The organism is Actinomadura sp. 3N508, assembly GCF_044326375.1.
GTDB lineage: Bacteria > Actinomycetota > Actinomycetes > Streptosporangiales > Streptosporangiaceae > Spirillospora.
The window spans coordinates 126,848-144,468 of record NZ_JBIRAX010000015.1 but is presented as its reverse complement, the minus strand read 5'-3'; the positions used below and the strand labels follow the sequence as shown (position 1 = coordinate 144,468).

The window sequence follows — 17,621 nt, the reverse complement described above, 5'->3', positions numbered from 1 at the left end:
AGTGGGATGGGCGTGGCAATTCCATTTAATTGCCACGCCCATCCTCCCGGAGTGCTATAAAGGTGCCCTAACCGCCTCCTTAAGGGGCCGCGCCCAGGGCCGGGGGAGTCACCCGAACCAGGTCCGGGCGGCCACGCGCAGCCCCTCGTCGCCGTCGCCGTCCCGGTCGGCCCAGGCGACGAAGCCGTCCGGGCGGACCAGCACCGCGCGGGCGTCCAGCTCGGACGTCGGCTCGACGGTCACCACGTCCACCTGGCCGCCGACCTCCGGGACGGCGCCCGGCCGCCCCGTCAGGTTCAGCAGCACGCCGCGGCCGTCCACCAGCAGGTCGTACGTCGACAGCTTCGAGCCGTCCGGGGTGGCGACCTGCACGTCCTGGAACCGGGTGCCGATCAGCGGGTGCGCGCCGTCCCCGGACGGGAGCCCCGGGTACTCGAAGTCGTAGGAGACCTCCGTCACGTACTGGACGAGGTACCGCTGCACCTCCTTCATCTCGATCAGCCCCGTCAGCACCTCCCGGAGCGCCGCCACGTGCTCCAGCGGATACATGGCCGCCACCTGCGCCTTCGCCCGCACGCAGGCACGCCGCCCGACCGGCTGCCGCTCCTCCTGGTAGCTGTCCAGCAGGCCGTCCGGCGCGCGGCCCCGCACCTGCGCCGCCAGCTTCCAGCCGAGGTTCGCGGCATCGTGGACGGTGGTGACCATGCCGTTGCCCGACGACGGGGGATGCGAGTGCGCGGCGTCGCCCACCAGCAGCACGCGGCCGTCCCGGTAGCGGGTCGCCAGCCTGGTCGGATGGCCGTTGCGCTCCATCCAGCTCGGCTCCTCGATCGCGGGCGCCTCACCGGTGATCCGCTGGATGCTCGCGAGGACCTCCTCCCGCGTCACCGGCACCTCGGGCCCCGCCGGCTCCCCGACGAACTCGACCGTCATCAGCCGGATCCGGCCCTCCTGCAACGGCAGGATGCCGAGCTGCCCGTTCGGGTACAGGCCCCGGACGAACGTGTCCCGGTTGCCCTCGAACTGCTTCACGTCGGCCGTGATGCCGTAGTAGGACGGCGCGAACTCCTCGTACTCGAACCCGCAGAGCCGCGCCACCGTGCTGTGCACCCCGTCACAGCCCACCAGGTACGCGCAGCGCACGTCCCGCTCGCCCGTGGCCGACCGCACCCGGACGGTGACACCGTCCGCGTCCTGCTCGACGGCCGTCACCTCCTGCCCGTGCAGCACCTCCACGCCGAGCTCCACTGCCCGCTCCTCCAGGACCTCCTCGGTGCGGACCTGCGGGACGAGCATGTCGTACTCGGTCTCGGCCAGCTCGTCGTCGTACTCGATGGTGATCAGGCCGAAGTGCGAGCGCCCCCAGCGCGGCGTGTTCGAGTCCCCGAACCGGTCGGCGATCCCGCGCTGCTTCAGCGTCTCCACGCAGCGCGCGTGCAGCAACCCGCCGCCCGACTCGTGCGACCGGCCCGTCCGCTTCTCCAGGACGGTCGTCCGGACGCCCGCGAGACCCAGCTCGCAGGCCAGCATCAGCCCGCCGGGCCCCGCTCCGACGATCACGACATGGTCGTTCATGATGTTCTCCCGCTCTGTCGATGTCGATGTCGATGTGATGGACGTGCGTGTCAGGCGTCCGCCGCCGCGCCGAGCTCGGCGCCGAGATGCGCCGCCAGCGCCGCCGGGGTCGGCAGGTCGTACACCGCGCTCGCCGACAGCGCGAGGCCCGTGCCCTCGGTCAGCCGGTCCCGCATGGTCAGCGCGCCGATCGAGGTCATCCCGAGATCGAGGAAGTCGGCGTCGGGCGGCACCGGACTGCCCGGGTCGTGCCCGAGGGCCTCCGCCGTCAGCGCGAGCACGAACTCCAGCAGCAGCCCGTCGCGCTCCTCCGGCGACCGCCCGGCGAGCCGCCTCAGCAGCGCGCCCTTGCTCATGTCCACGGGCGCCCGCTCGGGGTCTCCCGTCTCGCGCGGGCCGACACCCGGGAATCCCTCGGACAGCTCGGCCACCACCAGCTCGGTGGCATTGCCCGTCAGGAAGCGGGGGAGATCGCGCAGCGCGACCGCCGCGCGGATCGGACGCAGCCCCGGAGCGTCACCGGCGGCTTCGCCCTCCACGGGCCCCCAGGCGAGCGCCGTCCCGGCCAGGCCGTCCCGCCGCCGCTGCCGCGCCACCATCTCGTGGACGGCCCCGACCGCCAGCTCACCCGGCCGGCCGGCGCACACGGTGGCCGCGGCGGTCAGCGGAGCGAACAGCACGAACGCCGACAGGTCGAGGTCCGCGGTGGCCTCGTGCAGGTTCCGGGCCGCGTCCGCCGCCGCCCGCGGTTCCGGCTCGGTACCGGACGGCAGCGCCGCGGCATGGACGACCGAGCTCGGCCGCGCCTCCGCCGAGACCCCCTCGAAGAGGTTCCGGACGGCATCGCGATCCGAGAGGTCGCAGGTCACGACCGTGGCGTGGGCGCCGAGCCCGGCCAGCTCGGCGGGCAGCCCGGCACCCTCCGGATCGGCCGGATCGCGGACGAGCACGAGCCGCGTCACCCCGGCCCCCGCCAGGCGGCGGGCGGCCTCGGCCCCGAGACCGCGCGTCCCGCCGGTCACCAGCACGGGGCCGGACGACGTCCAGGACGTGCTCCCTGGGGCGTCGGCGCTCGCGCTCGCGGTTGCGTTCGCGGTTGCGGGGATCAGGCGCCTGACGTGCACGCCGTCCTCGCGGACCGCAGCCATCTCGTCGCCGCCCGCCAGCACTGCGGCCAGCCACCGGGCACCCGCCCGTCCCGGGAACGTCCCGGGCAGGTCGACGGCCCGCAGCAGGCGGCGCCGGCTGCTGTTCTTGGTCGTCGCGATGACGCCCCACAGCTGAGCGAGCCCGGGATCGTCCGGCAGCCCACCCGGCGCCGTACTCACCGCGCCGCGCGTGACGAACCACAGCGGAGCGTCCACCCCGGCGAGCGCGAGCGCCTCCGGTATGCCGACCACCTGGCGGTGCAGCGATGCGAGCGTCTCGTTCTCGTCCTCGTCGTCGTTCGGGTTGGTGGGGCCGGTCAGGCAGAGGATGCCGCGAACCTGCGTCGCCTGGACGCTCCGGGCGATCTTCTCGGCGAGCTGGTCCGCGTCCGCGTCGACGGGCATGTCCAGCGTGACGACGTCGGCACCGCGCTCGGCGAGCACCTCCGCCAGCGCGCCGTCGTCCGACCGGCCCGGCTCGACCCGCAGCAGCAGCCACGAACCCGGAAGGGAGAAGTCCCCGGACACCGGGACGCGTTCCCAGGACGGCTCGTACCACCACGACCCGCTCCGCCGCCACGCCGACAGCGCAGGAAGCAACTCGGCGAGCAGCCCGCGCTTGGCCGGGTCGTCCAGGTCGAGGTCCAGCGTCGAGGAGAGCGCCGCCAGGTCATGCTGATCGATCGCCGACCACAACGCGGTCTCCTGCCCCGGGACCGTCCCGGCCGCGCCGTGCCCGTTGCTTGCCTTGGGCTCGTACCAGAAGGCGCTGTGCTGGAACGGGTAGGTCGGCAGCGGGTCGACGGGCTGGTGACTGGTGGTGGGCCAGGTAACGGAGACGTTGGTGGCCGTGTGAACGTGCGCGAGTGCGGTGTGGAAGGCGGTGGTGTCGGTCTTCTGGTGGTGGAGCGTGGGCTGGATGGCGGACCCGCCCGGGAGGGTTTGGTGGGCGAGCGTGGTGAGGGTGGGGCGTGGACCGATTTCGAGGTAGAGGGCGGGGTGGTGGGTGTCGTGGAGGTGGGTGAGCCCGTCGTGGAAGCGGACGGTGTCGCGGATGTGTCCGGTCCAGTAGTCGGGGTCGTTGAGCTGCTGGGGGGTGGCGGTGGACGCGGTGCGGTTGGAGATGATCGGGATGGTGGTGGGGTGATAGGTGAGCCCGGCCGCGACCTGACGGAATTCCTCCAGGATCGGGTCCATGAGTGGTGAGTGGAAGGCGTGGCTGACCTTCAGCCACTGGTACTTGATCCCCTGCTCGTCCAGGGTTCCGGTGATCTGTTCCAGAGCTTCGCGGTCTCCGGACAGGACGGTGGAGGTTGGTGAGTTGGCTGCGGCGATCGCGACGCTGTCGTGTCCTTCGAGGAGGGGTTGCAGGGTTTCCTGGGTGGTGTGGGTGGTGAGCATGGCGCCGCCGGTGGGGAGGTTGGCCATGAGGCGGGCGCGGGTGGTGATGAGGGCGGCGGTGTCGGACAGAGTCCACAGCCCGGCCAGGTGGGCGGCGGTCAGTTCACCGATGGAGTGCCCGATCAGATGATCGGGGGTGACGCCGTGGTGTTCCAGCAGCCGGTACAGGGCGGTTTGGACTGCGAACAGTGCGGGTTGGGCGTAGCGGGTGTTGTTGAGCAGGTCGGTGTCGTCGCCGAACACGACGTCCTTGAGGGGCTGGTCCAGGTGCGGATCGACGGCTTCGCAGACGGCGTCGAAGGCTTGGGCGTAGATGGGTGAGGTGGTGTAGAGCTCGTGGCCCATGCCCACGTACTGGCTGCCCTGCCCGCTGAACATGAACACCACACCACCGCCGTTGTCCTGGACGGTGTTGGTGATCAGGAGGGGGTGGGGCTGGTCGGCTGCCAGTGCTGTGAGGGCGTGGCTGAGTTCGTCTCGGTCGTCGGGTTCGGTGAGGACGACGGCTCGGTGATCGAACAGTGCTCGCTGCGCGAGCGGCCCCGCCAGTTCGGCCGGAGCGACGTCGGGACGGTCGGTGAGATGGTCGTTCAGCCGTGTGGCGGCGTCTCGCAGAGCCTGAGGGGTCTTCGCCGACAGGGGTAGGGCGACCGGACCGGCCGGCGGCTCGGCCGCATCCTCCTCGGTGTCCTCGGGCATGGGTGCGGCTTCGAGGATGAGGTGGGCGTTGGTGCCGCTGATCCCGAAGGAGGACACGGCGGCTCGCCGGGCCCGGTCGGTTTCGGGCCACGGGATGCTGTCGGCGAGTGGGACGGCGTGTCCGGTGGTCCAGTCGACGTGGGTTGAGGGTTCGTCGATGTGCAGGGAAGCGGGAAGCGTTCCGTGCCGCATCGCCTGGACCATCTTGATGACACCCGCGACACCGGCAGCCGCCTGCGTGTGCCCCAAGTTCGACTTGATGGAGCCGATGTAGATCGGCTTTTCGGCGGTGTGGTGTTGCCCGTAGGTGTTGAGGATGGCTTGGGCCTCGATCGGGTCGCCCAGCGTCGTGCCGGTGCCGTGGGCTTCGACCGCGTCGACCTGGTCGGCGGTGAGACCGGCGTTGGCCAGGGCCTGCTCGATCACGCGCTCCTGCGACGGCCCGTTCGGCGCCGACAGCCCATTGCTCGCACCGTCCTGGTTGACCGCCGAGCCCTTCACGATGGCCAGGATCTGGTGGCCGTTGCGTTGGGCGTCGGAGAGGCGTTCGAGGAGGACGAGTCCGACGCCTTCGGAGAAGCCGGTGCCGTCGGCGGCGGCGGCGAAGGGCTTGCAGCGTCCGTCGGCCGCGAGCCCCCGCTGCCGGGCGAACTCGACGAAGACGGACGGGGTCGCCATGACGGTGGCGCCGCCCGCCACGGCCATGTCGCATTCGCCGGAGCGGAGTGCCTGGGTGGCGAGGTGCATGGCGACGAGTGAGGACGAGCAAGCGGTGTCGACCGTGACGGCAGGCCCCTCGAACCCGAACGTGTAGGAAACGCGCCCCGAGGCCACGCTCCCGCCGTTCGCCGTGAGGAGGTAGCCCTCGAACTCCTCCGGAGTGTCGTTCAGCATCCGGGCGCCATAGTCGCTGCTCAGCACCCCTGTGTAGACGCCGATGTTGTGCCGGTTGAGATGGGTGGGGTTGAGGCGGGCGTTTTCGAGGGTTTCCCAGGTGGTTTCGAGGAGGAGGCGTTGCTGGGGGTCCATCGCGAGGGCTTCGCGGGGGCTGATGTTGAAGAAGGCGGGGTCGAAGTCGGCGGCGTTGAGGAAGCCTCCGTGGTTGGTGTAGGTGGTGTGCGGGGTGGTGGGGTCGGGGTTGTAGAGGTGGGGGTGCCAGCCTCGGTCGGTGGGGAAGGGGCTGATGGCGTCTTTCTGGTTGTGGACCAGGTTCCACAGGTCGTTGGGGTTGTGGACGTCGCCGGGGTAGCGGCAGGCCATGCCCACGATCGCGATCGGCTCATCCGTCGTCGCGGCACGCCGCTTCGCCGTGGTCGCCCCGGCGGGACGTTCTGCGAGCTTGCTCCGCAGATGACCGGCCAGCGCGGTCGGGGTCGGATGGTCGAAGATCAGCGTCGGGGGCAGCCGTAGCTGTGTCGCGCTGGTGATGCGGTTGCGCAGCTCGACGGCCGTGAGGGAGTCGAACCCGAGCTCCTTGAACGGCCGGTCGGCGACGATCGTCCCGGCCGTGGAATGCCCCAGCACGGCCGCCGCCTGATCGCGGACGACCCTGAGCAGATGTTCCAGTTGCTGCTCAGAGCTGAGCTTCGCGAGCTGCTGCGCGAGTGCGTTCGTCGAGGACGAGGACGCGCGACGGCCCCGCGGTGCCAGGCTGCGCAGGAGGGGCGACGAGTGGTGAGCCGTGGTCGCCGCGGTGATGGGTGTCGCGACGACGTGCGGCTGGTCGAGCCGAAGCGCGGCGTCGAGGAGTGCGAGACCCTGCTCATCGGTGAGCGGATGCATTCCCGAGCGCTTCATGCGCGCCAGGTCGGCCGCGGTGAGCGCGCTGGTCATGGCGCTGGTGTGTTCCCACAGTCCCCACGCGATCGAGGTCGCGGGCAGCCCGGTGTGGTGGCGGTGGGCGGCCAGAGCGTCGAGGTAGGTGTTGGCGGCGGCGTAGTTGGCCTGGCCCGGGTTGCCGAGGGTTCCGGCGGCGGAGGAGAACAGGACGAACGTGTCCAGGTCGAGGTCGCTGGTCTGGTGATGCAGGTTCCACGCCGCGTCGACCTTGGGTCGGAAGACCGCGGCCAGCCGTTCGGGCGTCTGCTTCTCCAGCGGCGCGTCGTCCAGGACTCCGGCCGCGTGGACGACGGTCTTCAGCGGACGGTCGTCCGGAATGGCGGCGAGGAGTTCGGTCAGTGCGTCGGGGTCGGCGGCGTCGCAGGCCGCGATCGTGACGTGCGCCCCCAGGCCTTCCAATCGTTCTTGGAGTTCGGCCGCGCCGGGGGCGTCGAGCCCTCGCCTGCTGGTGAGCAGCAGATGCGCGGCGCCGTGCTCCGTAACGAAGTGTTCGGCGACCATGGCGCCGAGGGTTCCGGTGCCGCCGGTGATCAGCACTGTGCCGTCCCCTGCCTGGACGAGCGATGCCGGCGTGGGGCGGGCGGCCGATACCAGTCGCGGTGTCAGGACCCGGCCCGCGCGAAGAGCAAGCTGAGCCTCGCCGGTCGCCAATGCGGCTTCGAGGTTCTGCACCGAATCCGTATGGTCGTCGGTGTCCAGCAGGACGATCCGCTCCGGGTGCTCGGTCTGGGCCGAACGGCAGAGCCCCCAGATCGACGCCTGACCCAGCGCGACGTCCCCCGGCTCCACGGCCACCGCACCGTGCGTGAGGACCACCAGCCGGGATTCGGCGAATCGCTCGTCCGACACCCAGCGGCGGAGGCGGTCGAGGACATCGCCCGTCAGCGCCTCGATGTCCGCCGGACGACTGTCTCCGGTGCTTCGGACGTCGAGCAGCACGTGCTGTGGCGCGTCGGTGCCCGCGCTGATCGCCTCTGCAAGGGAGTCCAGCGTCGTCGCGTCGTCCAGTCGGACCGTCGTCGTCTCGGACGCGGATTCGCCGGTCGCCCTGGCCGGTGACCATTCCACCGTGAAAAGCGAACGGTCGTTGCTCGCCGCGAACGCCTTCAGGAACTCCTCGCTGCTGACCGACCGCAGTGTGAGCGTGCCTATGGACGCGACCGGGAACCCGGAATCGTCCCACGCGTCGATCCGGACCGTCCGTTCCCCCGTCGTGGTTATCCGGACCTGGAGCTGAGTCGCGGATGTCGCCGACAGGTGGACGTCCCGCCAGGAGAAGGGGAGCGGGGTCTCATCGGCGTCCATCCCCTGGACCGCGAGCGGATGCAGCGCGGCGTCCAGCAGTGCGGGGTGGATTCCGTAGCCGGTGACGGAGGTGTCCGGGTCGAGCTGGACGAGAGCGTGCAGGGTGGTGCCGTCCCGGTTCAGCTCGCGGAGGTTCTGGAACGACGGGCCGTAGTGGTAGCCGCGCTCGGCGAGGACGTCGTACAGATCGGAGACATCGACCGGATCCGTGGTGGGGCGGCCGCCGGGGAAGGCCGGTGCGGCCGTCGCCGGCTCGTCGGCACTGAGGACGCCCGTCGCATGCATGACCCACTCGGGCTCGTCGTCGGCGCTGACCCGCGAATGGAACGTCACTTGGCGACGGCCATCGTCGTCCGGTGCGGTGACGTTGATGTGGAGGTCGCGTGGGTTGTCGGTGGTGAGGGTCAGGGGTGTGTGGAGGGTGAGTTCTTCGAGGGTGGGTGTGCCGAGGACGTGGGCGGCGTGGAGTGCGAGGTCGAGGAAGGCGGTGCCGGGCAGGAGCGGCGTCTCGTGGACGGCGTGGTCGGCGAGCCAGGGAAGGGTGCCGAGGGAAAGGTGAGCGGTGGCCTGCCACCGTCCGTCCGGAAGAGGAGTGGTGGTCGCCAGCAGCGGGTGCTCGGCCTTGTTCAGACCGAAGCCCGTGGCGTCGCCCGTCGAAACGGAGTCGAGCCAATAGCGTTCGTGCTGGAAGGGGTAGGTGGGCGGCTGGGTGTGTGGGGCAGCGGTCGGCGTGTACCAGGTGGTGGTGGGTTTGGCGGCGTTGGTGTGGTGTGCGGCCAGTGAGGTGAGGAATTGGCGGTATCCGCCGTGGTCGCGTCGCAGGGTGGGGTGCGCGGCTGCGGGTGCCGTGATGGCGGCGTGGATCGCCGGAGCGAGGATGGGATGCGGGCTGGTTTCGATGAACGCCGAATGATTCGGGATCAGCTGGGTGAGGGTGGGGTGGAACTGGACGGGGTTGGCGAGGTTGTCGTACCAGTAGGTGGCGTTCAGGGTGGTGGTGTCGGTGATGAGCTGCCCGGTCAGGGTGGAGTAGAACGGCACGTCGCCGTTCTGGGGTGTGATCCCGGATAGGGCCTGGATGAGTTCCTCGCGGATCGCGTGCATGTGCGGGGTGTGGGAGGCGTAGTCGACGGGGATGATGCGCGCGTCGATCCCGTGGCCTGTGCAGTGCGCGACGAGTGCTTGGGCCTGGTTGGTGGCTCCGGCGATGATGGTGTGTTGGGGGCCGTTGAGTGCGGCGATGTGCAGGTCGTCGAGTCCGAGGTCGCTGATGAGGGTTTGGGCCTTCTCCATGGTGGTGGGGAGGGAGATCATGCGGCCGGTGTCGGCGAGGGTGGTGAGGGCTTGGGCGCGGGTGGTGACGATGTGGGCGGCGTGGTCGAGGGTGAGGGCGCCGGCGATGTGGGCGGCGGCGATTTCGCCTTGGCTGTGGCCGATGACGGCGTCGGGGTGGATGTGGTGGTGTTGCCAGAGCCGGGCCAGCGACACCATGAGCGCGAACAGGGTGGGCTGGATGACCTCGGTCGCCGCAGGCGGCTCGTCCGCGTGTAGAACGTCGAGCAGGTTCCACCCGGTGTGCGGCTGGAGGGCTTGGGCACATTCGTCGATGGCTTGGGCGAAGGCGGGTGACTCGGCGAGTAGCTGCACGCCCATCCCGGCCCATTGGGAGCCTTGGCCGGGGAAGACGAAGACGGTGCCGTTGGTGGTGGGCAGGGTGTCGGGGCCGGTGATCAGGGCGGGGTGCGGCTGCCCGTCCGCTAGCGCTTGAAGGGCTGTCGTGGTCTCGTCGCGGTCGTCTCGTCCGGTGACGATCACGGCCCGGTGATCGAACAGGGCGCGCCTGGTGAGGGGGTCGGCGAGGTCGGCCGGGGCGAGGTCGGGGTGCTCGGCAAGGTGGAGCTTGAGGCGTTCGGCGGCGTCGCGCAGCGCATCCGGGTCCTTGGCCGAGAGCGGGAGCGCGACGGCCGGTGCCGAGGCCTCGTCCGAGGCGGTCTCCTCGGTGTCCTCGGGCATGGGTGCGGCTTCGAGGATGAGGTGGGCGTTGGTGCCGCTGATTCCGAAGGATGAGACGGCGGCTCGCCGGGCTCGGTCGGTTTCGGGCCAGGGGATGCTGTCGGCGAGTGGGACGGCGTGTCCGGTGTTCCAGTCGACGTGGGTTGAGGGTTCGTCGATGTGCAGGGATGCGGGAAGCGTCCCGTGGCGCATCGCCTGGACCATCTTGATGACACCCGCGACACCAGCGGCGGCCTGGGTGTGACCGATGTTGGATTTGATGGAGCCGATGTAGATCGGCTTTTCGGCGGTGTGGTGTTGTCCGTAGGTGTTGAGGATGGCTTGGGCTTCGATGGGGTCGCCCAGCGTCGTGCCGGTGCCGTGGGCTTCGACCGCGTCGATTTGGTCGGCGGTGAGTCCGGCGTTGGCCAGCGCCTGCTGGATGACGCGCTCTTGCGACGGCCCGTTGGGTGCGGACAGGCCGTTGCTCGCACCGTCCTGGTTGACTGCCGAGCCCTTCACGATGGCGAGGATCTGGTGGCCGTTGCGTTGGGCGTCGGAGAGGCGTTCGAGGAGGACGAGTCCGACGCCTTCGGAGAAGCCGGTGCCGTCGGCGGCGGCGGCGAAGGGCTTGCAGCGTCCGTCGGCCGCAAGACCCCGCTGGCGGCTGAATTCCAGGAACGGTGTCGGAGCCGCCATCACCGTCACGCCGCCGGCAAAGGCCATGTCGCATTCGCCGGAGCGGAGTGCCTGGGTGGCGAGGTGCATGGCGACGAGTGAGGACGAGCAAGCGGTGTCGATGGTGACGGCCGGTCCCTCGAACCCGAACGTGTAGGAGATTCGCCCGGACGCGACGCTGTTGCTGATGCCCGTCGAAAGGTAGCCAGAGACCTCCTCCGGGGCCTCGTAAAGCAGATGCGCCCCGTAATTGCTGGCCAAGACCCCGGTGTAGACACCGATGGTGTGGTTGCTGAGGTGGGTGGGGTTGAGGTGGGCGTTTTCGAGGGTTTCCCAGGTGGTTTCGAGGAGGAGGCGTTGCTGGGGGTCCATCGCGAGGGCTTCGCGGGGGCTGATGTTGAAGAAGGCGGGGTCGAAGTCGGCGGCGTTGAGGAAGCCTCCGTGGTTGGTGTAGGTGGTGTGGGGGGTGGTGGGGTCGGGGTTGTAGAGGTGGGGGTGCCAGCCTCGGTCGGTGGGGAAGGGGCTGATGGCGTCTTTTTGGTTGTGGACCAGGTTCCACAGGTCGTTGGGGTTGTGGACGTCGCCGGGGTAGCGGCAGGCCATGCCCACGATCGCGATCGGCTCATCCGTCGTCGCCGTGCTGCGCGTGACGGTGACGGCCGGGGCGGAGGTAGTGACGATCTTCGACTGGAGATATTCGGCCAGCGCGGTCGGGCTGGGATGATCGAAGATCAGGGTGGGCGGCAGCCGGAGACTGGTCGCGTTGGCCAGCCGGTTGCGCAGCTCGACGGCCGTGAGGGAGTCGAAGCCGAGCTCCTTGAACGGCCGGTCGGGGGCGATCGCGTCCGTCGCCGAATGGCCGAGGACCACGGAAGCCTGGGTCTGCACGACGCCGAGCAGGTGCTCCAGCTGCTGCTCGGAAGACAGACCGGCCAGCTCCTGCGCGAGACCGGTGAGCGACTCCGACGCCGATGCGCCGGTCGCGGCCGTGCGGCGCTGTTGCGGGGCGAGGGCGCGCAGGAGGGGCGACGAGTGGTGCGCGGTGGTCGCTGCGGTGATGGGTGTCGCGACGACGTGCGGCTGGTCGAGCTGAAGCGCGGTGTCGAGGAGTGTGAGTCCCTGCTCGTCGGTGAGCGGGATGACTCCGGAGCGTTTCATGCGGGCGAGGTCGGTGGCGGTGAGTGCGCTGGTCATGGCGCTGGTGTGTGCCCACAGTCCCCAGGCGATGGAGGTTGCGGGTAGGCCGGTGTGGTGGCGGTGGGTGGCCAGGGCGTCGAGGTAGGTGTTGGCGGCGGCGTAGTTGGCCTGGCCTGGGTTGCCGAGGGTTCCGGCGGCGGAGGAGAACAGGACGAATGCGTCCAGGTCGAGGTCGCGGGTCTGTTCGTGCAGGTTCCACGCGGCGTCGACCTTGGGACGGAACACCGCCGCCACACGTTCGGGCGTCTGGCTTTCCAGGGGCGCGTCGTCCAAGATCCCGGCCGCGTGGATGACGGTCTTGAGGGGACGCTCGTCCGGGATGCCGGCCAGCAGTTCGGCGAGTGCTCCGGAGTCGGCGGCGTCGCAGGCCGCGATCGTGACCTGTGCGCCCAGACCTTCGAGGCGATCCTTGAGTTCGCCTGCCCCCGGCGCGTCGAGTCCGCGTCTGCTGGTGAGCAGCAGATGAGTCGCGCCGTGCTCGGTGATGAGACGTTCGGCGACGAGGGCGCCGAGGGTTCCGGTGCCGCCGGTGATGAGGGTGGTGGTGTTGGTGGTGGTGAATGGGGCGGGAATCGTCAGCGTGATTTTCCCGATGTGGCGTGCTTGGGAGAAGGTGCGGATGGCGTGGTGGGTCTCACTGATGGGGTAACTGGTGACGGGAAGAGGTTGCAGGGTGCCGGTGACGAAGTGCTCCTGAAGGATTTCCAGGAGGTAGTGAAGGTGGGGTGTGCCGGTGTTGATGAGGTCGAAGGCTTGGTAGTGGATGTTGGGGTGGTGGGTGAGCTGGTCGGGTGTTCGTATATCGGTTTTCCCCATTTCTATGAAGTGGCCGTGGGGGTTGAGGAGGCGGAGTGAGGCGTCGGTGTGTTCGTGGGCGAGGCTGTTGAGGATGACGTCGATGCCGTCGGGGGCGGTGGTGCGGAAGTGGTGTTCGTAGTCGGTGGTGCGGCTGCTGGCGATGTGGTCGTCGTCCAGGCCGTGCTCGCGGAGGGTGGGCCATTTGTGGGGGCTGGCGGTGGCGTAGATTTCCGCACCGTAGAGGCGGGCGATTTGTAGTGCGGCTAGTCCGACGCCGCCGGTGGCGGTGTGGATGAGGACTTTCTGTCCGGGTTGCAGGTTCGCGAGGCTGATCAGGCCGTGGTAGGCGGTCAGGAATGCGACCGGGATGGTGGCTGCCTGGGGCCAGGTCCAGTGGTCGGGGATCCGCATGATGAGGCGGTGGTCGGTGGTCGCGGTCGGGCTGATGCCACCGTGGGTGAACATGCCGGTGACCCGGTCGCCGGGCTTGAACGTCCGCACGTTCTCGCCCACCTCGATGACCACACCGGCTTCCTCGCCGCCAATCGGGGAGTTGGTGTTCACCATTCCCAGGGCGACCAGAACGTCACGGAAATTGAGCCCGGCGGCGCAGGTGCGAATTCGCACGTGATCGGGGTGAAGAGGGTCGAGATGACGGGTGATCGGGGCGAGGACGATGTCGTCCAGAGTGCCCGTCCGGGCGGTGGTCTCCAGTTGCCAGCCGATGTCACTCGGCGGGACCAGGAACTTCTCACGAGCGTTGACCAGCCGTCCCTGATGAACGGTCTCGCCGCGGAGCGCCAGCTGCGGCTCGTCGGCAGCCTCCGCCATTCCCACAATGCGGACGATGGCGGCCGTGTCCGTCTCGCCGTCCAAGTCCAGAAGGCGGAACCGTCCGGGGTGCTCGTTCTGCGCGGTGCGGACCAAGCCCCATACGGCCGCGTGCGAGGGCGACACGGCCTGGTCGTCTTCGAGAATGTGCTGAGCGAAACGCGTGGTCAGCGTGAGGGTGCTCTGCTCGAAGTGCCCTGAGGCCAGCCATTCCTGGACGAGGCCGAGCGCCGCCTCGGTAGCGGCGGTCACGGCCTGCGGGCACGAGCAATCACCCTCGGTGCCGTGCGCGCATTCGCTGTCGAACAGGGACGGCAGGGCGATCACTTCGCCGGGCGCGTCCATTCCCTTGTCGACGGCGGCGATCAGGGCGTCCAGCCCGGTGTGCACGAGCGCATCGCCGTCCGCGGGGGCCTCGCCGAGGAATACCGGAGTGCCGAGATCAGCCGGAATGGTTTCGGGCAGCGGATTCCACGCGAGCTGGAACAGATCATTGGCGACCGGGGCCGCGGTCGTCGTGGCCAGGTCACCGCTCAACTGGCGGAGGGTGAGCTCGTCGACGGTGATGACGGGTTGGCCGGTGGGGTCGGTGGCGTGGAGGGTGACGGTGTCGGGTCGCGTCTGGGTGAGGCGGACCTGGAGGGTGTCGGCGTTGGTGGCGTGCAGCCGGACGCCACTCCACGAGAAGGGCAGGCTGGGGGCGCTGCTTTCGCTGTTGCCGCCGTTGTCGGTGCTGGCGGTGTTGGCGGCCAGTGCGTGAAGCGCCGCGTCCAGGAGCGCAGGGTGGATTCCGTAGCCGGCGACCGGGGTCTCGGGGTCGAGCTGGACGCGCGCGTGCAGCGTCGTCGCGTCCTGTTCAGTCAGTTCGCGCAGGTTCTGGAACGCCGGGCCGTAGCCGTATCCCTCCTCGGCCAGCCGCTCGTACAACCCTGTGATCTGGACGTTCGTGCCGCTGTCGGTGGTGGCGGGGGCCGAAGGCGAGGCGGTGCTCTCGTCCGAGGTGAGGGTCCCCGTGGCGTTCGTGATCCAGGTCGACTGGTCACCGAGCGTCGAGACGGACGACCGTGAGTGGACGACGAAGTCGCGTCGTCCCTCATCGTCGGCCGGGCTCACGGTGACGTGCAGATCCCAGGACTCGTCGGCGGAGAACACCAGCGGAGCCTGCAGCGTCAGCTCCTCCACGGCCGGGCAGCCGGCGGCGAATCCCGCGTGGAGCGCCAGGTCGACGAACGCGGTACCCGGCAGGAGCGGCGTCCCGTTTACGGCATGGTCGGCGAGCCAGGGCTGGGTTTCGAGGGAGAGACGGGCGGTGAACACCAACGTTCCGTCAGGCTGCGTGACGGCGGCGCCCAGAAGAGGGTGTTCGGCCGAGGTCAGCCCGAACCCAGATACCTCGGTGACGGGAACGGCACCCTCGACCCAGTAGCGCTCACGCTGGAACGGGTACGCGGGCAGCGGAACGTCGGGCCGCTTGGCCTCAACATGCCAGATGGGTTTGGCGCCGTGAGTGTGGTGTGCGGCCAGTGAGGTGAGGAATTGGCGGTATCCGCCGTGGTCGCGTCGCAGGGTGGGGTGCGCGGCTGCGGGTGCCGTGATGGCGGCGTGGATCGCCGGAGCGAGGATGGGATGCGGGCTGGTTTCGATGAACGCCGAATGATTCGGGATCAGCTGGGTGAGGGTGGGGTGGAACTGGACGGGGTTGGCGAGGTTGTCGTACCAGTAGGTGGCGTTCAGGGTGGTGGTGTCGGTGATGAGCTGCCCGGTCAGGGTGGAGTAGAACGGCACGTCGCCGTTCTGGGGTGTGATCCCGGATAGGGCCTGGATGAGTTCCTCGCGGATCGCGTGCATGTGCGGGGTGTGGGAGGCGTAGTCGACGGGGATGATGCGCGCGTCGATCCCGTGGCCTGTGCAGTGCGCGACGAGTGCTTGGGCCTGGTTGGTGGCTCCGGCGATGATGGTGTGTTGGGGGCCGTTGAGTGCGGCGATGTGCAGGTCGTCGAGTCCGAGGTCGCTGATGAGGGTTTGGGCCTTCTCCATGGTGGTGGGGAGGGAGATCATGCGGCCGGTGTCGGCGAGGGTGGTGAGGGCTTGGGCGCGGGTGGTGACGATGTGGGCGGCGTGGTCGAGGGTGAGGGCGCCGGCGATGTGGGCGGCGGCGATTTCGCCTTGGCTGTGGCCGATGACGGCGTCGGGGTGGATGTGGTGGTGTTGCCAGAGCCGGGCCAGCGACACCATGAGCGCGAACAGCGTCGGCTGGATGACCTCGGTCGCCGCGGGCGGCTCATCGGCGTGCAGCACATCCAGCAGGTTCCAGCCGGTGTGGGGCTGCAACGCCTGTGCGCACTCATCGATGGCTTGGGCGAAGGCGGGTGACTCGGCGAGGAGTTGCACGCCCATGCCGGCCCATTGCGAACCTTGACCGGGGAAGACGAACACGGTGCCGTTGGTGGTGGGCAGGGTGTCGGGGCCGGTGATCAGCGAAGGATGCGGCTGGTCGGTGTGGAGTGCGGTGAGGGCGGCGTCGAGTTCGGTGCGGTCGTCTCGTCCGGTGACGATCACGGCGCGGTGGTCGAACAAGGCACGCGTGTTCAGGGAAGGGCTGAGAGCACCAGGGGTCAGGTCGGGGTGCTCGGCAAGGTGGAGCTTGAGGCGTTCGGCGGCGTCGCGGAGCGCTTTCGGGTCCTTGGCCGACAGTGGGAGTGCGACGGCGGGTGCCGGGGCCTCGTCCGAGGTGGTCTCTTCGGACTCCTCCGGCACGGGTGCGGCTTCGAGGATGAGGTGCGCGTTGGTGCCGCTGATCCCGAAGGAGGACACGGCGGCTCGTCGCGGACGGTCCGTCTCGGGCCAGGGGCGTGCCTCGTCCAGGACGGCGACGTGTCCGGTGTCCCAGTCGACGTGAGTTGAGGGCTGGTCGATGTGCAGGGATGCCGGAAGCGTCCCATGCCGGATGGCCTGCACCATCTTGATGACGCCCGCGACTCCGGCAGCGGCCTGCGTGTGACCGATGTTCGACTTGATCGATCCGAGGTGCAGGGGTCGCTCGGCGGTGTGGTGCTGTCCGTAGGTGTTGAGCAGAGCCTGGGCCTCGATCGGGTCGCCAAGGCGGGTGCCGGTGCCGTGGGCTTCGACGGCGTCGACCTCGTCCGCGGTCAGTTGCGCGTTGGCGAGAGCCTGCTGGATGACACGCTCCTGCGACGGCCCGTTCGGCGCGGCGAGACCGTTGCTCGCGCCGTCCTGGTTGACCGCCGAGCCCTTGATGACGGCCAGGACCTGGTGACCGAGGCGTTCGGCGTCCGACAGCCGCTCCATCAGCAGGAGCCCGACGCCCTCGCCCCAGCCCGTCCCGTCGGCGGCGGCGGCGAACGGCTTGCAGCGTCCGTCCGCGGCGAGGCCGCGCTGGCGGCTGAAGTCGACGAACGGGGTGGGCGTGGCCATGATCGTCACGCCTCCGGCGAGCGCCATCCGGCACTCGCCCGAACGCAGCGCGTGAGCCGCGAGGTGCATGGCGACCAGGGACGACGAGCAGGCGGTGTCGACGGTCAGCGCGGGGCCCTCGAAACCGAAGGTGTAGGCGACCCGGCCCGACGCGACGCTGTTGCTGATGCCCGTCGACAGGTAGCCCTGGATCTCCTCGGGCGTCTCGAGGAGGAGATGGGAGCCGTAGTTGCTGGACAGCACCCCGGCGAACACGCCGACGTTGTGCCCGCGCAGCGCGGTCGGGTCCAGACCGGCGTCCTCGACGGTCTCCCAGGCGATCTCCAGGAGGAGCCGCTGCTGCGGGTCCATCGCTAAGGCCTCGCGGGGGCTGATCCCGAAGAACGCGGCGTCGAACCGGTCGGCGTCGTGCAGGAAACCGCCGTGCTGGGTGTAGGTCGTGCCGGGGTGCTCGGGGTCCGGGTCGTACAGGTCGCTGGACCAGCCGCGGTTGGTGGGGAACTCCGAGATCCCGTCCCGCCCGGTGGCGACCAGGTTCCACAGGTCGTCGGGCGAGCGCACCTCGCCGGGGAAGCGGCACCCCATGCCGACGATCGCGATCGGCTCGTACTTCTCCGACTCCACCTCGCGGACACGCTGACGGGTACGACGCAGATCCGCCGTGACGCGCTTCAGATAGTCCCGGAGCTTCTCTTCATTGGACATCTGGATTCCTCACGTGGG

The 17,621-nt window shown here is 69.6% G+C and carries 2 protein-coding genes; both read right to left on the bottom strand.

Translation table 11 applies throughout. The annotated features are described in order from the left end of the window. Positions 1-108: 108 nt before the first annotated feature. Positions 109-1,575 carry an FAD-dependent monooxygenase gene (locus ACH34S_RS37905; RefSeq protein WP_395957734.1) on the bottom strand — a complete coding sequence of 489 codons (1,467 nt, stop codon included), beginning with the start codon at positions 1,573-1,575 and terminating at the stop codon, positions 109-111. Positions 1,576-1,625: 50 nt separating this feature from the next. Then, positions 1,626-17,603 (bottom strand): SDR family NAD(P)-dependent oxidoreductase, encoded by a 15,978-nt coding sequence (locus tag ACH34S_RS37900; RefSeq protein WP_395957733.1) that lies wholly within the window; start codon positions 17,601-17,603, stop codon positions 1,626-1,628. Between the last annotated feature and the right edge of the window lie 18 nt (positions 17,604-17,621).